General features: G+C 60.0%; 18 protein-coding genes. 9 read left to right on the top strand and 9 right to left on the bottom strand.

Features of this window, described 5'->3' with window-relative positions; genetic code table 11:
- Nucleotides 1–11 precede the first annotated feature (11 nt).
- Nucleotides 12–1,019 carry a YihY/virulence factor BrkB family protein gene (locus HMPREF3042_RS09245; RefSeq protein WP_246822400.1) on the top strand — a complete coding sequence of 336 codons (1,008 nt, stop codon included), beginning with the start codon at nucleotides 12–14 and terminating at the stop codon, nucleotides 1,017–1,019.
- On the opposite strand, the gene HMPREF3042_RS09250 is transcribed toward HMPREF3042_RS09245, so the two are convergent.
- Both HMPREF3042_RS09250 and HMPREF3042_RS09255 read right to left on the bottom strand, forming a co-directional pair.
- Nucleotides 1,014–2,231, bottom strand: a complete 1,218-nt coding sequence (locus tag HMPREF3042_RS09250; RefSeq protein ID WP_049189791.1) for a NupC/NupG family nucleoside CNT transporter — start codon at nucleotides 2,229–2,231, stop codon at nucleotides 1,014–1,016. The genes HMPREF3042_RS09245 and HMPREF3042_RS09250 overlap by 6 nt on opposite strands.
- A 45-nt stretch (nucleotides 2,232–2,276) precedes the next feature.
- Nucleotides 2,277–2,696, bottom strand: a complete 420-nt coding sequence (locus tag HMPREF3042_RS09255) for a cytidine deaminase (protein WP_070856922.1) — start codon at nucleotides 2,694–2,696, stop codon at nucleotides 2,277–2,279.
- A gap of 169 nt (nucleotides 2,697–2,865) precedes the next feature.
- Here HMPREF3042_RS09255 and HMPREF3042_RS09260 point away from each other — a divergent pair, with 169 nt between their 5' ends.
- From HMPREF3042_RS09260 to HMPREF3042_RS09275, 4 genes are all read left to right on the top strand, one after another.
- Complete coding sequence (locus tag HMPREF3042_RS09260) at nucleotides 2,866–4,152, top strand: thymidine phosphorylase (protein ID WP_070856924.1); 1,287 nt, start codon at nucleotides 2,866–2,868, stop codon at nucleotides 4,150–4,152.
- 120 nt (nucleotides 4,153–4,272) lie between these two features.
- Nucleotides 4,273–4,923, top strand: a complete 651-nt coding sequence (gene deoC / locus HMPREF3042_RS09265) for a deoxyribose-phosphate aldolase (RefSeq protein WP_049172494.1) — start codon at nucleotides 4,273–4,275, stop codon at nucleotides 4,921–4,923.
- Between the two features lie 10 nt (nucleotides 4,924–4,933).
- Nucleotides 4,934–6,697 (top strand): phospho-sugar mutase, encoded by a 1,764-nt coding sequence (locus HMPREF3042_RS09270; RefSeq protein WP_070856926.1) that lies wholly within the window; start codon nucleotides 4,934–4,936, stop codon nucleotides 6,695–6,697.
- Between the two features lie 456 nt (nucleotides 6,698–7,153).
- Nucleotides 7,154–7,840, top strand: a complete 687-nt coding sequence (locus tag HMPREF3042_RS09275; protein ID WP_246821521.1) for a hypothetical protein — start codon at nucleotides 7,154–7,156, stop codon at nucleotides 7,838–7,840.
- A gap of 55 nt (nucleotides 7,841–7,895) precedes the next feature.
- Here HMPREF3042_RS09275 and HMPREF3042_RS09280 read toward each other — a convergent pair whose 3' ends face one another.
- Genes HMPREF3042_RS09280 through HMPREF3042_RS09295 form a run of 4 tightly spaced genes read right to left on the bottom strand, consistent with a single transcriptional unit; the run spans nucleotide 7,896 to nucleotide 11,543 of the window.
- Nucleotides 7,896–8,582 (bottom strand): biliverdin-producing heme oxygenase, encoded by a 687-nt coding sequence (locus HMPREF3042_RS09280; protein ID WP_070841494.1) that lies wholly within the window; start codon nucleotides 8,580–8,582, stop codon nucleotides 7,896–7,898.
- A gap of 32 nt (nucleotides 8,583–8,614) precedes the next feature.
- A complete protein-coding gene (locus tag HMPREF3042_RS09285) occupies nucleotides 8,615–9,397 on the bottom strand; it encodes a heme ABC transporter ATP-binding protein (protein ID WP_070841495.1) in 783 nt (260 codons plus the stop codon).
- Nucleotides 9,397–10,476 (bottom strand): FecCD family ABC transporter permease, encoded by a 1,080-nt coding sequence (locus tag HMPREF3042_RS09290; protein WP_070856928.1) that lies wholly within the window; start codon nucleotides 10,474–10,476, stop codon nucleotides 9,397–9,399. Before HMPREF3042_RS09290 ends, HMPREF3042_RS09285 begins: the two co-directional genes overlap by 1 nt.
- A gap of 11 nt (nucleotides 10,477–10,487) precedes the next feature.
- A complete protein-coding gene (locus HMPREF3042_RS09295; protein ID WP_070856929.1) occupies nucleotides 10,488–11,543 on the bottom strand; it encodes a heme/hemin ABC transporter substrate-binding protein in 1,056 nt (351 codons plus the stop codon).
- Between the two features lie 202 nt (nucleotides 11,544–11,745).
- On the opposite strand from HMPREF3042_RS09295, the gene HMPREF3042_RS09300 reads away from it, so the two are divergent.
- Nucleotides 11,746–12,312, top strand: a complete 567-nt coding sequence (locus HMPREF3042_RS09300; RefSeq protein ID WP_070856931.1) for a neocarzinostatin apoprotein domain-containing protein — start codon at nucleotides 11,746–11,748, stop codon at nucleotides 12,310–12,312.
- A 44-nt stretch (nucleotides 12,313–12,356) separates the two neighbouring features.
- Nucleotides 12,357–13,541 carry an isocitrate/isopropylmalate dehydrogenase family protein gene (locus HMPREF3042_RS09305; protein ID WP_070856933.1) on the top strand — a complete coding sequence of 395 codons (1,185 nt, stop codon included), beginning with the start codon at nucleotides 12,357–12,359 and terminating at the stop codon, nucleotides 13,539–13,541.
- 249 nt (nucleotides 13,542–13,790) lie between these two features.
- Here HMPREF3042_RS09305 and HMPREF3042_RS09310 read toward each other — a convergent pair whose 3' ends face one another.
- Together HMPREF3042_RS09310 and HMPREF3042_RS09315 are read right to left on the bottom strand one after the other, a co-directional pair.
- Nucleotides 13,791–14,672, bottom strand: a complete 882-nt coding sequence (locus HMPREF3042_RS09310) for a VOC family protein (RefSeq protein ID WP_005510913.1) — start codon at nucleotides 14,670–14,672, stop codon at nucleotides 13,791–13,793.
- Nucleotides 14,673–14,675: 3 nt separating this feature from the next.
- Nucleotides 14,676–14,969: an RNA-binding S4 domain-containing protein gene (locus HMPREF3042_RS09315; protein ID WP_005510922.1), complete on the bottom strand. Its 294-nt coding sequence runs from the start codon at nucleotides 14,967–14,969 to the stop codon at nucleotides 14,676–14,678.
- 140 nt (nucleotides 14,970–15,109) lie between these two features.
- Here HMPREF3042_RS09315 and HMPREF3042_RS09320 point away from each other — a divergent pair, with 140 nt between their 5' ends.
- Together HMPREF3042_RS09320 and HMPREF3042_RS09325 are read left to right on the top strand one after the other, a co-directional pair.
- On the top strand, nucleotides 15,110–15,637 hold the full coding sequence (locus HMPREF3042_RS09320; RefSeq protein ID WP_070857045.1) for an HPP family protein: 528 nt from the start codon (nucleotides 15,110–15,112) through the stop codon (nucleotides 15,635–15,637).
- A 58-nt stretch (nucleotides 15,638–15,695) separates the two neighbouring features.
- Nucleotides 15,696–16,391 carry an acetyltransferase gene (locus HMPREF3042_RS09325; RefSeq protein WP_070856935.1) on the top strand — a complete coding sequence of 232 codons (696 nt, stop codon included), beginning with the start codon at nucleotides 15,696–15,698 and terminating at the stop codon, nucleotides 16,389–16,391.
- Here the strand turns inward: HMPREF3042_RS09325 and HMPREF3042_RS09330 are convergent.
- Nucleotides 16,375–17,040: a sugar transferase gene (locus HMPREF3042_RS09330; protein ID WP_070856936.1), complete on the bottom strand. Its 666-nt coding sequence runs from the start codon at nucleotides 17,038–17,040 to the stop codon at nucleotides 16,375–16,377. The two genes, HMPREF3042_RS09325 and HMPREF3042_RS09330, sit on opposite strands and share 17 nt — an antisense overlap.
- Between the last annotated feature and the right edge of the window lie 10 nt (nucleotides 17,041–17,050).

Below are 17,050 nucleotides of genomic sequence, written 5' to 3' on the forward strand. Positions count from 1 at the left end.
AGTTGCCACCCGTGAGGTGGAAAGGAGCGCTCTACGCTCTCAAGCGTGCGGGTATTGAGTTTTTCTTGGAGCTCGGTTTCGACGCTGCCGCGAAGTTGACCTATTACACGGTGTTGACCTTCGCGCCTGCACTGCTTGCGATTTATTCGATTGCCACGCTGATGCTGGCCGGCTATACAGAAGACCTCAACCGCCTGACCGAGGATTTCATCCGCAGCTACATTCCGGCTGAGTATGCCGAACCGATCCGCAATGTCATTTCAACGATTATCGGCTCCGCCACGGGCGGTCTCGTCGCACTGACTATCGGTATTGTCTTTGCACTGATTTCGTCCTCGGCCTACACGCGCGCTTTTTCGCGCACGGCAAACTCCATCTACGGCGTTTCCGAAGGTCGCACGCTGATTCGCTACCACCTGCTCATGGTCGCCATTACGCTGCTGCTGTTAATCGGCACTGTGGTGCTACTCATTGCGATTATTGTCAATGACCAGCTAGTTATCACCATTGTCGAACCGGTTGCCCGCCCATTGGGTATTGAATCGACCACGCGACAGGTCATTGACTTCTGCATCTCCGTCTGGAGTTGGCTGCGCTGGCCGGTCATTATTTTGATGTCGATGATTCTGATTGGCTCGCTGTACTACTTCACGCCGAACGTGCGCATGCGCAAATTCCGCTGGCTCAGCACAGGTTCGGCACTGGCAATTATTAGCTCGCTGATCATCGGCAAGGCGCTCCAGCTGTACTTATTCAACTTTGCGGCTTCGAATCCCTATGGCGCCATGGGTGCGGTTATCGCGCTGATGACCGCACTCTGGAGCATTAATGTGGTCGTGGTCTTCGGCTTCAAGCTGGATGCCGAGGTTGAGAGGATGCGCCAACTGCGCGCTGGCCTGCCCTCAGAGCGTTACATCCAGCTTCCGCCTCGGGCTACCGCTGCCGCCGAGGGCGAGCAGAAAATCCATCAGAATCTAGAAAAGCAGGCGGCCGAATTCCGAACTGAGGAAGAGCTATAGCGCAATCACACCCACGATTGCTGCGTTGAGCAGGTTAGTGCACAGACCCGCGATCAGCGCCAGTGGACCGTTCTTGGCAATCTCACCGCGGCGCTCCGGCGATAGCGCACCGAAGGAACCGATCTGAATCGCAATGGACGACAGGTTAGCGAAGCCGGCCAGGGCGAAGGTTGCCAGCATGATGGACTTCGGATCCAGCGAATCCACGTGCTCAGAGAACGAAGTGTAGCCGACGAACTCGTTCAGAATCGTCTTCTCACCAATGAAGCTACCGACCAGCCCTGCGTTCTCCCACGGCACACCAATCAGCCATGCAATTGGCGCAAAGATCAGGCCGAACAGTCCTTCCAGAGACCAGTTATCCTGACCGAACCAGCCGCCAATGCCGCCGATCATCGCCGACAGCATCGCAATCACAGCGATGAACGCAATCAACAGACAGGCCACAACCACAGCGATACGACCGCCGGCCAGCGCACCCGATCCAAGCGCATCAATGACGTTCTTCGACTCGGTATCGCGGACATCCTTCACTGACGCATCCAGGTCAGATTCCTCTGTCTCCGGCCAGAAAGTCTTCGCAATCAGCAGCGAGCCCGGCGCGTTCATCACCGATGCCGCCAGCAGGTACTCCAGCGGCGCACCGAGCAGGGAGTAGCCAATCAAGGTCGATCCGGCCACCGACGCAAAACCGCCCGACATACATGCGAACAGCTCCGACTTGGTCAGTTTCGGAATATACGGCTTAACGACGAGCGGAGCCTCCGACTGCCCGAGAAAAATCACCGTGGAAGCGAAGACGGACTCCACCTTCGAGGTACCCATAATGAACTTCAGTGCGGACCCGACATATTCAACGAAGTACTGCACTACCCGCAGGTAGTAGAGGGCACCGAGGACTGCGCCCAGGAAGATGATCACTGGCAGCACGTTGAGCACGAAGACGAAGTTTTTACCCGTGTCGTCGAAAAGATTACCGAAGACAAACGAGGTTCCCTCATTTGTAAAATCGATCATCTTCTCAATGGCGCCGGCGACGCTCTTCAGCGCATTAAAACCAGGTTCCCACTTCAGCACTACCAGCGCGAATACCGCTTGCAGCAGCAGGCCAACGCCGAGTGTGCGCCAGTTAATGGCTTTCCTGTTCTTTGAGATAGCAATGGCAAATCCGATGACGAGGATGATGCCCAGTAAGCCTTGCAGTCTATCCATGACTAAGGTCTTCTTTCTTGATAAAAGAGGCTGTGGTGATGATGCCTACAGGTCCTCGGGACCAAAGGCGTAAGGGAGAATTTTTTCGAAGTCAATGCTGGCCGGAGCGCCTAAACCACCATTTTCCGGGCGCTCGGACTCCACTATGACGCGCTTGCACCCAAATTCGTGCAGGACCTGCCGACAGGCACCACAGGGGTGGCACGGTGCCGCCTTTCGCCCGACGATGGCGCAGGCCGCAACCTTATGGTTGCCGCCGTGCTCCGCGACCATGCGGAATACGGCTGTGCGCTCTGCGCAGTTGGTCAACCCATAGGACGCATTTTCCACGTTGCAGCCTGTGACCACCGTGCCGTCGTCAAGCAGAAGTGCGGCACCGACCGGAAAACCTGAATAGGGGACGTACGAGTTTTCTGTGGCTGCGTAGGCCTTAGCCAGCAGTTCTTCGTCTGAGATGTGGGACATTGTGCTCTCCCTCCCCGAGCCTGTTCGAGGTATTTATGCAAACATACTTATGTGGGTACAAATGGAAAGTTAACTATTGACATTTGTTCTAGTGCTGATGATAATCGGAATCAGCAGAGTTCACAAGACCAATATCGCTAAGCACAATCGCCTATAAAAGGAGCGAACAATGGCTGAAAAGTTCGATGTAGTTGACGTCATCAAGGTAAAGCGTGATGGCGGTGAGCTCAGTCCGGAAGAGATTTCCTGGGTCATTGACGCCTACACTCGCGGCGTCGTGGGCGATGAGCAGATGGCGGCGCTGAACATGGCCATCTTCATCCGCGGCATGAACCGCCGCGAGATTGTGGATTGGACTCAGGCGATGATTGACTCGGGCGAGACCATGAGCTTCGCCTCGCTGAGCAAGCCCACCACAGACAAGCACTCCACAGGTGGTGTCGGTGACAAAATCACGCTGCCGCTGGGCCCACTGGTGTCCTCCTACGGCGTGGCCGTCCCACAGCTGTCCGGTCGCGGCCTCGGCCACACCGGCGGCACCCTGGACAAGCTGGAATCCATTCCAGGCTGGCAGGCTGATGTTCCGAATGACCGCCTGATGCAAATCCTGGAAGATTCCGGCGCGGTCGTCGCAGCAGCCGGTGCAGGCCTGGCACCTGCGGATAAGAAAATCTACGCGCTGCGTGACATCACCTCGACGGTGGACTGCATTCCGCTAATTGCCTCGTCAATCATGTCCAAGAAGATTGCGGAGGGCACCTCCAGCCTGGTGCTGGATGTCAAGGTCGGCTCGGGCGCCTTCATGAAGGATCTGAATCAGGCCCGCGAGTTGGCTCGCACCATGGTTGACCTGGGCAACGACGCGGGTGTGAACACCCGCGCACTGCTGACGGACATGTCCACTCCGCTAGGCCTGACCATCGGCAACGCTCTCGAGGTCCGCGAATCGGTGGAAGTTCTCGCAGGTGGTGGCCCCGCAGATGTCGTGGAGCTGACCTGTGAGCTGGCCCGAAACATGCTGGAGCTGGCCGGCGTACACGATGCCGACGTGGAGCAGGCACTGAAGGACGGCCGCGCTATGGACTCGTGGAAGAAGATGATCCGCGCTCAGGGCGGCGATCCGGATGCCGCGTTGCCGGTGGCGCCTCACACGCACGATGTGGTTGCACAAGCCGATGGTTACCTGACCAAGCTGGATGCACTGGCACTCGGCGTTGGTTCCTGGCGCTTGGGCGCGGGACGTGCTCGTAAGGATGATCCGGTGCAGGCCACTGCCGGTATTGAGATTTTTGCCAAGCCAGGAGACAAGGTGGTCAAGGGCCAGAAGCTGCTCACGCTGCACACTGAAACTCCGGATAAGTTCGAGCGCGCCCTCGAGTCCATCGAGCCGGGCATTGAAATCGGCGACACCGCGCCGGCAGCCGAGCGCGAGATTATCCTCGATCGCGTGTCCTAGAAAATCTCTAACGGGCTCGCGCCGGCGCTACTTCCCCGCCCCGAGCCCGCCACCTCCCTACTTTTAAGCACCTAACTTTTAAGCTCTCTCCTAATTTTCCGAAAGGACTTGATTTCTCCCATGACTTCCCGCGCTGATGTTGCCAAGATGATTGACCACACCCTACTCAAGCCAGAAGCCACCTCTGACCAGGTCAAGGCTCTTATCGCCGAGGCCGCCAAGCTCGGCACCTACTCCATCTGCATCTCCCCTTCGCAGCTCCCAGTCGAGGTGCCAGAGGGCCTGCACATCGCCACTGTCGTCGGTTTCCCCTCCGGCGCGGTAAAGGCCGAGGTCAAGGCTGCTGAAGCCGCTCGCGCTGTGGCCGATGGTGCTGAAGAAGTCGACATGGTCATCAACATCGCCTTCGCCAAGGAACACCGCTTCGACGACCTCGAGGCCGAAATCAAGACTGTTCGCGACGCCATTCCGGGCAAGATTCTGAAGGTCATCATCGAGTCGGCCGCCCTGACCGATGAGGAAATCATCGCAGCCTGCAAGGCCTCCGAGTCCGCGGGCGCAGACTTCGTCAAGACCTCCACAGGCTTCCACCCGGCCGGCGGCGCTTCCGCTCACGCTGTGAAGCTCATGCGCGAAACCGTGGGCGACCGCCTGGGAGTCAAGGCCTCCGGTGGTATCCGCGATGCCGCTGCCGCCGAGGAAATGATTGCTGCGGGCGCCTCCCGCCTGGGCCTTTCCTCCTCCGCCGCTGTCCTCGATGGTCTGAAGTAGGCGAACACCGATGCTCTCCGAACAGCTACAAGCCACCATCACCGATTGGATCGCCCACGATCCGGACGAGGCCACCGCCGCCGAGCTCTCCTCGCTTTACGACGAAGCCAAGGCCGCCGACCCCGATGCGATTGCCGAGCTGGAAAGCCGTTTCGCCGGGCCACTCGAATTCGGCACTGCAGGTCTGCGCGGTGTCGTTGCAGCTGGTCAGTCCCGCATGAACCGCGCCACGGTCATCCGTGCCACCGCCGGCTTGGTCGCACACCTGAAGAACATTGTGGGCGATGACTTTACCGTGGTCATTGGTTGCGATGCCCGCCACGGCTCCGCTGATTTTCACCGCGATGCCGCCGCGGTTGTCGCCGCAGCCGGTGGCAAGGCCCTGGCCCTGCCACAGCAGCTGCCCACACCGGTGACCGCCTTTGCCGTGCGCCACCTCAATGCCGATGCCGGCATTATGGTCACGGCCAGCCACAATCCGCCGAAGGACAATGGCTACAAGGTTTACCTCGGTGGCCGCGCGGTGGAATCGGATTCCCGCCGAGGTGTCCAGATTATCGCGCCCCATGACAAGCAAATTGCGGAAGCCATCGCCGCTGCACCACCAGCTGATGAGGTCCCGCGTGACTTCGATACCGTCGAGCAGGTTGGTCCTGAACTGCTTGATTCCTATGTGAAACGGGCGGCTGCGCTCGCAACGACGTCGTCAAGCGAAGAGAAGCAGGCAGCGAAGATTATCCTCACCCCGATGCATGGCGTCGGCGGCGAGACCATCGTGCGCACGCTGAACGCGGCAGGTTTCTCGAATGTCAGCGTGGTCGAGAAGCAGTTCGCGCCGGATCCGGAGTTCCCGACGGTATCGTTCCCGAACCCGGAGGAAGCCGGTGCTTTGGATCTTGCGTTTGAGCTGGCTCGTGCCGAAGACGCGGATGTCATCATCGCGGCTGACCCGGATGCGGACCGTTGCTCGGTGGCTATTCCGGATAGCAGCGTCGACGGTGGCTGGCGACAGCTCTCCGGCGATGACATCGGTGCGTTTCTGGGGGAGGTCATCGCTGCGGATGCCGAGGCCCGTGGGATTGCGACCGTGACCAATGATGAGGGCGCAGAATTTCCGGCCACGATGGCTAACTCGATTGTGTCCTCGCGCCTGCTGGGCAAGATTGCCGCAGGTCACGGACTGAATTATCGCGCTACACTGACCGGCTTTAAGTGGATTGCTGGTGTGGACGGGCTCATCTTCGGCTACGAGGAGGCCATTGGCTACTGCACCGATCCGGCAGTCGTGCGAGACAAGGACGGCGTATCTGCGGCGGTGCGTGTCGCCGACGCGGTGGCGCGTCTGAAGGACCAGGGGCTGGGCATTCAGGACCTGCTGGATGAGGTCGCCTGCGCCCACGGCCTCTACAAGACCGCCCCGTTGACCTTCCGCGTCGAGGACCGCTCGCTGATTACCAAGGGCATGGACACTCTGCGCGCCAACCCGCCTGCACAGCTGGCCGGATCGAAGGTCACGCAGGTCACGGACATGAATGACGGCCTAGACATGGTCGATGCCAAGGGCGAGAGCTATCACATCCCGCCTACCGACGGCATTCTCATTCTCACCGAGGCCAACGACCGCGTCATTGCCCGGCCTTCCGGCACGGAGCCGAAGCTGAAGTGCTACTTGGAGGTCGTGCTGCCGGCCGCACCGGCCGCGATTCCGCACGTGGCTGCGGCCGAGCGGCTCGACCAGATTAAGGCCGAGCTCAAGGAAATCCTGGGGATGTAGCCACTAAGCAGCTACTAGCTACTAACTACCAGCTACGCCTCGCAACAAACTGGGGTGCTCATGAACGAAACGGTCGAAAAGTGGCCGTGAAGTCTCATGCGCACCCCAGTTTCGCATGTGCAGCCCTGCGTCTTGGGCCGGCTCATAAGTCGGGTCATAAGTTAGTGACTGCGTTTATGACAAAAACAAGCAAAAATTAATGCCGAAACTGTCATAAACTTACGCAGTTTCTCGATGGCCGCGCCCTCATTTGAAGCTCACCACCTCATTTCGGGTTTAGCTAAACGCATCCTTGCCGCATTTTGGGATGACATGCGCCCCATAACATGCTTTAAAGTTTTCCCGGTAATACAATAAAAGACGTTAACCGTGTCCCCAGGGGATGGAACACCATTCGCTACGCGGGTTGGGCTCATCACAGGGGAACATCCCCTCCTCGTGATTGGTACGTCCAGCATGTCGTATAACGAGTTCCCCAGCTCAGACCCCAACTACAATTCGAATCCTTCCACCGGTTCTTTCGGCCCCGTCTACCCGGACCAGGCACCTCAACCCCAACCTCAACCCCAACCTCAACCGCAGCCCCAATTCGCTGCGCAGCCAGCACCAACTTTCGCCTACGCAGCCCCGGCGTATCCGCAGCAGAACTCACGCACTTCCGGTGCCTTGATTGCGCTCATCTCAGTGCTGTGTGTGGTGTTGTTAGGTCTGATTGGCGCGGTACTTTATGTCACCCTAGGCAAAGATGACTCGGTGACTGCGGCCGACACACAGACGGCTGCCACTACACAGGTCGCTGCCGATGCTTCGAGCCAGCCCAACCCACCGGTCACGCAGACTGAGACCGTGGTCGTTCCAAACTCCGCGAACTCCGGTGGCTCTGCTGGGTCCTCGGGCTCGTCACGTGGCCTGGCTGGCGGCAACCTCTCCAGCGCATGGAAGGGCACATCCTCAACGAGCGATCCGTTCGTTCGAAATGTACACAGCGCCTACGTCCGCTACCGCAATTCCACTGGTGCGGAATCCGGCACCATCACGGCCTACAGCCCAACGACTGGCCTGACCTACAACATGTGGTGCCGTCCTGCTGGCGGCAACATCAAGTGCACGGGCGGCCGTAACGCAGTGGTGTACATCGGCTAATGCACACCCCCACAGCCACAGTCGCAACACTCCAGTCCGCGCCCTCCGCCGCAACCTACGCCACGGCGTCGTCGAGACCGCCGTCCAGGTCGTGGAAAATCGCCCGATTCAGGCGAAATGCCTTCTTCGCCTCTTCCACAACAGCATCCTTGTCGGCATCCGAAATGCCCAGCTCTGACAGACTCTGTCGGTAGCTGTCGCGGTAGGGCTTAATTTTTCCAATCGCGGAGAAGTCATAGAATCGGGTTCCCTCCGCACCGATGCCGTAGTGCTTGGCCAGCATGGACGCAATCACCTGACCACCAGAAAGATCACCCAAGTAGCGAACGTAATGGTGCGCCAATGCGGCGTTGGCGTTGCCATTGCTTTCGATTTCACGAAGCTCGGCCACGTAGTTCTTTGTCGCCTCCACAGGCGAGATCTTTTCCCGCCAATCAGCCCCCACCAAGTGCTCAAGGTCGGCTGCCAGTGCTTCCAAACGCTCCAGCTGCGCATCGTAGACCGCGCTGACCTGCTCCGACTCCGCAGTGGACCGCACTGCCTGCTCCAACGCTTCGTACACAAAGTAGAGCTGACCGGTTAAATCGATGGCCGCCTGCGCGTCCAGTTCACCCGCAAGCAGTCTCGACATGAAGTCGGAGTTTTCCGCTTCACTGTGAACACCGGAAGTCTCCACTTTGAGCCGCTCTGCCAAGGGCTGAGCAGCCAGCTTGTCACCTTCTTTAATCGCGTTTTCAACCATGGTTTTCTTCTTTCTCTGTGGGGTTTTGGAGACTAGGGTGAGAGGTCTTGTCCGCGCTGAGGCACCAGCACGGGGTTGCCCGCGGAATCCCGAAGCACTTCCACACCGATGCCGTAGACTTCGCTGACGGTCTGTGCATCCAGGGTTTCCGCAGGCGGGCCTTGCTTTACGACGTGCCCCTGCGCCACCACCACAACGTGATCGGCATACGCCGCTGCGGCGGACAAATCGTGCAGGACCACGACCACGGCTTTGCCCGCCGCCGCGCGGGCGCGCATCATTCCCATGATTTTTTCGGCGTGGTGGAGGTCCAGGGCCGCGGTCGGTTCGTCGAGAAGCACGACGGGAGTGTCCTGGTAGAACACACGCGCGCTGTGGACGCGGGCGCGCTCGCCGCCGGAGAGGGTCGGTACTTCCCGGTCAAGGAGGTGCGCGACGTCGCATTCAGCGATGACTTCCGCGAGCAACTCTTCGTTCGGGCAGCCCCATGGGTTGCGTCCGAAGTCGATGACTTCGCGGCTGGTGAATGGTACAGACAGTTCTTGGCTCTGCACCAGGACGGCGCGGTAGCGGGCTAGCTCGGCAATGGAGAGCTCGGTAATGGAATGCTCGCCGATTCGGACGTCGCCGCCGCTGAGCTCATGGTCGCCGGAAAGCGCTGCGAGCAGTGTCGACTTTCCAGCACCATTAGGGCCGACCAGCGCGGTGACTTTTCCGGGCTCGGCGACCACGGAAATATCGTTCAGGATGCGGTGCCCGCCCAGGGTGATGCTGACATTGTCGGCAGAAATGCCCAGTCCAGAGTGAATTTCCATTAGTGCACCGCCCTCTTCGAACGCAGGAGCAGCCAGAAGAACAGGGGGCCGCCGACGATCGAGGTGAGCATTCCCAGTGGCAGGTCCGCACCGGTAATCATGGTGCGGGCCGCGAGGTCGGCCAGCGTTGTGGCCAGCGCTCCGCCGAGGATGCATGCGGGAATCAGCGTGCGATGCGCCGGCCCCAGCAGCAGTCGTGCAGCGTGCGGCACCACCAAGCCGATGAAGACAATGATGCCGGAAAATGCCACTCCAGCCGCCACGACCAGAGACGTGCCGAAAATAATGGCGCGACCCAGCGTGATGACGTTAATACCCAGGTGGCGCGCCTGCGCTTCACCGAGGCTCAGAATGTCCAGCTTGCGGTAGCTGACCCACATGGCAATTACGGCCGGAACTGTCACCAGCGTAATGATGACAACCTGCGTCCAGGTGGCGCTGGCAAAGGAACCCATCTGCCAGAACACAATACGGTCGCGGGCAGCCGTGGAGGCTACGAATGTCAGGAGCGACACCAAACCACCACAGATGGAGTTCACAGCCACACCGACCAGAATGATTCGGGCGATATCGCGACCACCGTGCGCATTTGCGGCCACAATAGCCGTGGCCACCGCGCCACCAATAAAAGCTGAGACCGCAATGGCCCAGCTGCTGGCGAAGACACTCAACACTCCGCCGAGCACTCCGGAAAGCCCGGCGGCGGTGCCCAAAACTGTGGCGGTGGCAGCGCCAACGGCGGCGCCGGAGGAAACACCTATGAGGCCGGGTTCGGCAAGTGGGTTGCCGAACACCGCTTGCAGCGCCACACCCGCGAGGGCTAGCCCCGCACCAACGAGGCAGGCCAGCGCGATGCGCGGCAGTCGCACCTGCCACAGCACAGTATCGATGGGCTCTGGCGCATCACCGAGACCGCCATTGAACACTAGCCTCACCATTGAGCTCAGTGATTCGCCGATGGTGGCGCCGAACTGCCCTACGGAGGCCGACCAACCTATTGCCAGCACCAGCGCTAGGGCGAGTCCAATGAAAACGGCCACCTGTCTGAACGGACTAGTTTTGTTCGCGGTTGTCTGCATTGCTCAGCCAGTCACTTCCCCGCAGTCTTGTCAGCACCGTAGAGAGCATCCGCAATGGCGCGAATCGCACGCGGCGACTGCGAGTCAAAGGACAGCAGCTGCGAATCGGGCACGTCCACAACGGACTCATTCTGGCCCGCCGGGGTCTGCGCGATGCCTGGGATTTCCTTCAAGCCTTCGATCCCGCCAACGGACTCGAGGCCACCAGACATAACCAGGATGGTGTCTGGGGCCGCAGCGATGAGCGACTCTGGCGTAATCGGCGTGAACGCGCCCTGAATACCAACGCCCTCGCCGGCATCAACACCGCCCAGACGAGTAATCAGGGAACGCCCACCAGAATCCGGTCCCGCAATCATGGCCACACCGGTTCCGCGTACGTAGAGGATCATCATCTTGCGGCCATCAGCCTTGGCCTGCGCGTACTCGGTCGCAGCCGCCAGCTCCTTATCCAGGTGCTCCTTCACTGGGCCAACTTGGTCAGCCAGGCCGACTGCGCCCGCAACTTCGTCGATAAGCGTGTTGATGGTCTCGGGAGTGCGCTCGTCCGACACATGGACGACGGTGATCCCCGCTTTTTCAAACGTGTCGAACACGCGGCTGGGGCCGATCGAGCCATCGGTAATGATGAGCTCCGGCTTTAGCTTCATCACCGACTCAGCATTGACTGCATGTCCGCCGATGGTGAGGTTCGGCAGATTCTTTACCGCTGGGAAATCGGAGGTGGCGTCGCGCCCCACCAGACGGTCTCCGAGGCCAAGCGCGTAGACCGAACGACTGAGTGCTCCCGCCCGGTCAAGCGTGAGAATACGCTGGTAGTCCTTGTCCACCGCCGGTTTCGGGTCCTTCAGCAGCACCTCGGGGTTTTCCGAAGGTAGATTCGCATGCGCGGCGCCGTGAGCGGAAATGTTGTCGGCGCGCGGTACCGTCGTCACGCCAGCGCTTGACGACGACGCCCCCTGCGGCGCGGCATCATCGGAACCACAGGCGACTAGTCCTGCGACCAGGACAACACTCAGCAGTGTCCCGGCAAGGCTGCGAACGCGACAGGCAGGCACGGTGAACATATTCCCCCTCTGTGAGCTGACGCTGCACGGAGATAGACGACAAAAGAATGACTAAATAACGACTAACACTAGTAACAAAGAGCTTAGAAAGGACTTTGCTCTACTCACCCAAAGAATCTTAGGCTATCTTTTAGTTCTAGGTTAGCCTACCCTTAAATAAAGATAGTAATTTCTACAGTTTTTCGGAAGGACGTTACCTCCTATGACTACCCGTACGCTCCAGCGTCGCGCAGCTCTCCTAGCCATTCCGGCCGTCGCCGCACTTCCACTTCTCGCCGCCTGTGGCGCAGATGACGCAGATGGCGCAGATGGCGCAAAGGATTCTGCCAGCGCCTCGGAAACCACCAGCTCGACTGCAGCCCAAGAAACTGACGCTGACACCGACGCCAGCGCCGGCGAAGTAACCATGGAGGCCGAGCCGGTCAACGACCTGTCCGAGGGCGATGTCATCACCGTCGACCTCGCTGGCCTCGACCCCGACTACGGCTACTACGCCGCACTCTGCGCCGCAGAGAAGGCTCCAGGCAACCCCGTCCCGGACTGCACCGGTGACCGCAGTGCCGGCACCCAGTCGCAGCAGTGGATTACCAAGAAGTCCGGTGGCACCACCACCATCGCCGACGACAACACTGCGCACTTCGAGCTCAGCGTCGTCCCCACCGGTGAGGCCGTGGACTGTACTCAGCAGGAGTGCGTACTGAAGCTCTTCGGCGACCACAGCGAGGGCTTCGAGGACATCACCGAAATCCCGGTTACTTTCGCAAAATAGCCAAACCACACACGCGCAGGCGTCGCAGACCTAGGCTAAGAGCCATGGAAACCGACCAGCCTGCGACTGCCAAAGAGGCGGCACCGCGCCGCATCACACTCCTACCCGGCGATGGCATCGGCCCCGAAATCACCGATGCCTGCCGAGGACTCATCACCGACGTTTTCCCCCACTGGGAACTGACGGAGGCGCAAATTGGCTGGTCACAATGGTGCGCGCACGGCAATCCCGTCCCGCAGGAGACCTGGGAGACACTAGAGCGCAGCGATGCCGCTCTCCTCGCGGCGATTACCTCCAAACCTGCCCGTGAGGCCGAGAATGAACTGGCACCACACCTGCGCGGCACTGGCCTGACCTACCGCTCCCCTATTCTCCAGCTGCGCCAGCGCCTCGATCTTTTCGCCAACCTCCGCCCGGTCTCCCTGCCCGGCGCGGCTGCCGACTTCACCATCGTCCGAGAAAACACCGAGGGCCTCTACAGTCACGACTATCTCCTTCCGCCTCACGACGCCCCGACCGACTCCCCACACCACCACCTGTGGGCAGAGGTGGCGGAGGACTCGACGGTGGCTCGCGCCGTCGATAAGCGTGGCGACGTTGCGGTTTCTTTGCGCGTGACGACGTCCTTTGCGTGGCACCGCCTTGCGCGATCGGCGGCCAAGTTGGCTCTCGCGCGGCAGGCGGCAAACCCCGATTCGGAGGCCACGCCGACGGTGACGGTGGCGGATAAGCCGAATATCCTGCGGGACTCTGCGCGTGTGATTCGCGGGGCAGTCGAAGAGGTGGCGGAGGAGTATCCGCAGGTCGCATTCGATTTTGCCAATGCGGATGCCGTGGCAATGCAGCTGGTAACCGACCCGGCGCGCTTTGATGTCATCATCGCGGAGAACCTTATCGGCGACATCCTCAGCGACATCGGTGCTGGGCTGATTGGCGGGCTGGGGCTGGCGGCGTCGGCGAATGTGGGCGATAACTTCGCGGTGTTCGAGCCGGTACACGGTTCGGCGCCGGATATTGCAGGTCGCGGCGTTGCTAACCCGGCTGCGTTTTTGCTCTCAGCGGCAATGTGCGCCGAGCACCTTGGGGCACCGACTTCAGAGCTTGCACCCGCTGCCAAGCTGCGCCAGGCCGTCTACGCCGCCACACGTACCGCGCCGACGCTGGACCTTGGCGGCACCGCGACTACCAGCCAGTTTGTGACTGCAGTGCGGGCGGAGCTGGGGTTGTAGGCATTGACTCGATTACGAAGCGTAATTAAAGTGGTTGCTATCAATCCCAGCCGTTGACCCTCCGCCGATAAGGAGAGCGCCGATGACTGGGATTACTCATAGGGGGAGGGCCAAGAAATATGAGTAGAAACAGATATAGTGCTGCGCGAGCTGTGCCTTTACGTGAGATCACTAACGAAGACGATCCTTTACACGTTAACTACACCGGGAAACGGGCCCCCGAGGACGACGACGAAGAACTCTGAGCCCCTACTGGAACTGGCTGAGGTCAATGCCTTCCAGCGGGTCGGACTCGCGGATGTCCTCCTCCGGTGGCAGCGGCACCTCGCAGAGTACAACCGCCGCACCACACGGGTCCTGCACGGTTGCCAGCGGACCGAACTCGGTGGCCTGCGGGGCGACGAGCACGGAACCGCCCAGTTCCTCAGCCTTAGCGACAGCGGTGTCGATGTTCTCCACGCCGAGGTACGCTAGCCAGCCAACGAAGCTCTTATCGGCCGCATCGGTCTGTGCGGCAACCGAGCTGGCTACCAAACCTGCGAACGGAGCACCGTCTTCCATCGCGACTGCGAAAGTGCCGTGCTCGTTCTTGTTGCGCACTGCGATTTCCCAGCCAAAGAAATTGTGGTAGAAGTCCGCGACCTGCTCAAAGGTCTCCTCCGGGCCTGCGACCAGCTCGAACCACACCGGGGTGCCGGGCTCGCCCGCTGCAATGAAGGCCTGCTCACCCGGCTGTTCCAGCAGCCCAATCAGGCCACCGGCGGGGTCGGAAACGACGGCCATTGTGGATCCGTCGACAAGCGGAGTCGGTTCCTGGAAGACTTCAGCACCGAGCTCGCGCGCCTTCTCGACGGCACCAGCGGCGGAGTCGACATGGAAGTTCACGCGCCACTGGTTGACGAAGGCATCCTCAGCGTCCTTATCGGCCTCAAGCAGCACCGACACCGGCATTCCGGACAGCATGGCAACGCGGCGACCAGCGGAAGCCTCGCGGGCATCCTCATGGATTGGCGCGGTATTGCGATAAGCCCATCCGAGAACGCCGCGGTAGAAGCGCTCGGTCTTACGCGGTGCGGCGGAGAGCAGATCTACGCGCAGGGGCATGCCAAATTCGGCGGGAAATGCGGGCATGAGTTACAGGTTCCTCCACTTTTCAGGATCAAAGTCATCATCGGCGGTGGCCTCATCAAAGTAGTCATCATCGACTTCATCGGCGGTGGCCACGCGTGCCGACATACCGGCAACAGAGACGACGTCACCTGGACGCAGTACCTTGCCACGACGAGTGTCGACCTCACCGTTCACGCTGACCTGGCCCTCAGCAATGAGTTCCTTGGCCAGACCGCCCGTTTCCACCAGGTTGGCCAACTTCAGGAATTGTCCGAGACGGATGGACTCATCCCGGATTGCGACATCGATAGGCTCCATGCCCTTAAGTGTGTCATACCCGGCGAAAATGGTCGGAGTTTGGCTGGTTCGGAGAGGTTCAGAGCGTCTCATGAAACCTCTATTTCAATAAAAACTCTGAACCTCTGCGGAGCGAAGCAGCGCATCTTAACATGCTTTCCATGCCCTATTCACGGCCAACGAGACGGCCCCTTATCGTCAGCGAAGCACCACCTCGCCCGCCGCTGCGCCATATTGTCGCCGCCTCGGTCGCCGTGAGCCTGCCGCTGATGACCCTGGCACTCATCTCAACTTCTGTCTCTGACCTGCTATTTTTGCCTCCTATTGGCGCTGCCATGGCGCTTATCGTCGGCGCACCGAACCTGCCCCTGGCTCAGCCACGAAATGTCTTGGTCGGACACCTCATCGGCTGCACGACTGGCATCGCAATTCTGCGCATGCTGGGTTCGACCATCATTGCTGCAGCGGTTGCCGCCGGCGTTGCCTTCGCGCTCATGCTTCTTGCTCGCGCGGCTCATTCCCCTGCCACCGCTACCGCTATGGTCACCGTACTGATGCCACACGGCCATGGGCTTGCCAACGACTTCCGCTTCATAGGCTTCATTTTCGCTTCGTCAATCATGATCGTGGTGCTTGGCATCCTCGCAAATCGACTGCGCGGCCTTCGGTATCCCACCTACTGGTGGTAGGTGGATTCGAGGCCAAGCACTCCGGCTAAAAACGGCTATCAGTGGGATAATGACACTCATGCCAAAGCAGTGGATTAACAACACGACGACCGAAAAAATTGTCATCGTCGGCGCTGGTGGTTTTGGCCGAAACGTGGTCAGCTTCATCAAGGACATCAACGACTACGCAGCAGCCAACGGCCTACCAGCGCAGTGGGAAATCCTAGGCATTATCGATGATGGCACCCCAGATATGACCTTTTTCCACAAAATGGGCGTGCAACTCTTGGGCAAAACTGAGGTCCTCGCGGACTTGCCCGAGGGGGTCTACTACACAGTCGCAATCGGCAGCGGCGCTGCTCGACGTTCGATTGCGCAACGCGCAGATGCCGCGGGGCTCATGCCTGCGACTCTGGTCCACCCAGACACCAGCATTGGTGCGTTGGTCACGCTCGGCGAGGGAACGGTCATCTGCCCCGGAGCGCGCCTGACCTGCAATATTGAGGTAGGCAAGCACGCCCAAATCAATATGAATGTCACAATCGGCCACGATGCGGTGCTGCGGGACTACTGCACAATCTTCCCGCTCAATGCCGTGTCGGGCTTTGTCACGCTTGGCGAAGCCTGCACCCTAGGTGCCAACTCCGTAATCAACCCCGGCCTCACCATCGGCGAGGGAGCGTACATCGGATCCGGAGCCGCAGTTACCAGAGACGTCGATGACTACTCCGTTGTCGCCGGTGTTCCCGCAAGTGTGATTAAGAATCTGCGTTAGCCGAGACGTCCTTATCCGACGACCCCTTGTTCGACGAACCGGTGAATTCGGTCATGGTCACTTGGCCCTCTTCTGAGATGCCTTCGCGCCTCAGCACCACCAAGATCGTGTCGAGCAGGATCTTTGCATCGAGCAGTAGCGACCAATTATCCACGTACTGCACGTCGTACTCGAAACGTTCTTCCCAGGTGATGCCATTGCGGCCCGAGACCTGGGCAAGCCCCGTAATTCCCGGTGGCACCTCATGGCGGCGTGCTTGGCGCGGCGAATAGCGCTCCAAGTACTTCATGCGCAGCGGGCGCGGACCAACGAGGCTCATATCGCCACGCAGAACATTGATGAGCTCCGGAAGCTCATCCAAGCTTGTGGAACGAAGGAATTTTCCTACCTCCGTGAGGCGGGACGCATCGTCGACAAGCCCCTTTGCCGGATTGACGTGGTGCATCGTCCGGAACTTGAGGATATTAAACGGCTCACCATCCTGGCCCGGGCGTTCCTGGCGGAATAGGACTGGCTTCCCCATGGAAAGCCGTACTGCCAGCGCCGTAGCACCCATAACTGGGGACAGCACAATCAGACCTGCTGCAGACGCCGCGACGTCGATGCCACGCTTAATTACCCGTTGCGCGCGGATGCTCAGTGAAGCCATTGGTCATCTC

This window comes from Corynebacterium sp. HMSC074C05, assembly GCF_001838325.1.
GTDB lineage: Bacteria > Actinomycetota > Actinomycetes > Mycobacteriales > Mycobacteriaceae > Corynebacterium > Corynebacterium amycolatum.

Coding starts and splice junctions, on each gene's coding strand:
- HMPREF3042_RS09250 (WP_049189791.1), bottom strand. CDS start 2,231: ATGGATAGACTGCAAGGCTTACTGGGCATCATCCTCGTCATCGGATTT.
- HMPREF3042_RS09255 (WP_070856922.1), bottom strand. CDS start 2,696: ATGTCCCACATCTCAGACGAAGAACTGCTGGCTAAGGCCTACGCAGCC.
- HMPREF3042_RS09260 (WP_070856924.1), top strand. CDS start 2,866: ATGGCTGAAAAGTTCGATGTAGTTGACGTCATCAAGGTAAAGCGTGAT.
- deoC (WP_049172494.1), top strand. CDS start 4,273: ATGACTTCCCGCGCTGATGTTGCCAAGATGATTGACCACACCCTACTC.
- HMPREF3042_RS09270 (WP_070856926.1), top strand. CDS start 4,934: ATGCTCTCCGAACAGCTACAAGCCACCATCACCGATTGGATCGCCCAC.
- HMPREF3042_RS09275 (WP_246821521.1), top strand. CDS start 7,154: ATGTCGTATAACGAGTTCCCCAGCTCAGACCCCAACTACAATTCGAAT.
- HMPREF3042_RS09280 (WP_070841494.1), bottom strand. CDS start 8,582: ATGGTTGAAAACGCGATTAAAGAAGGTGACAAGCTGGCTGCTCAGCCC.
- HMPREF3042_RS09285 (WP_070841495.1), bottom strand. CDS start 9,397: ATGGAAATTCACTCTGGACTGGGCATTTCTGCCGACAATGTCAGCATC.
- HMPREF3042_RS09290 (WP_070856928.1), bottom strand. CDS start 10,476: ATGCAGACAACCGCGAACAAAACTAGTCCGTTCAGACAGGTGGCCGTT.
- HMPREF3042_RS09295 (WP_070856929.1), bottom strand. CDS start 11,543: ATGTTCACCGTGCCTGCCTGTCGCGTTCGCAGCCTTGCCGGGACACTG.
- HMPREF3042_RS09300 (WP_070856931.1), top strand. CDS start 11,746: ATGACTACCCGTACGCTCCAGCGTCGCGCAGCTCTCCTAGCCATTCCG.
- HMPREF3042_RS09305 (WP_070856933.1), top strand. CDS start 12,357: ATGGAAACCGACCAGCCTGCGACTGCCAAAGAGGCGGCACCGCGCCGC.
- HMPREF3042_RS09310 (WP_005510913.1), bottom strand. CDS start 14,672: ATGCCCGCATTTCCCGCCGAATTTGGCATGCCCCTGCGCGTAGATCTG.
- HMPREF3042_RS09315 (WP_005510922.1), bottom strand. CDS start 14,969: ATGGAGCCTATCGATGTCGCAATCCGGGATGAGTCCATCCGTCTCGGA.
- HMPREF3042_RS09320 (WP_070857045.1), top strand. CDS start 15,110: ATGCCCTATTCACGGCCAACGAGACGGCCCCTTATCGTCAGCGAAGCA.
- HMPREF3042_RS09325 (WP_070856935.1), top strand. CDS start 15,696: ATGCCAAAGCAGTGGATTAACAACACGACGACCGAAAAAATTGTCATC.
- HMPREF3042_RS09330 (WP_070856936.1), bottom strand. CDS start 17,040: ATGGCTTCACTGAGCATCCGCGCGCAACGGGTAATTAAGCGTGGCATC.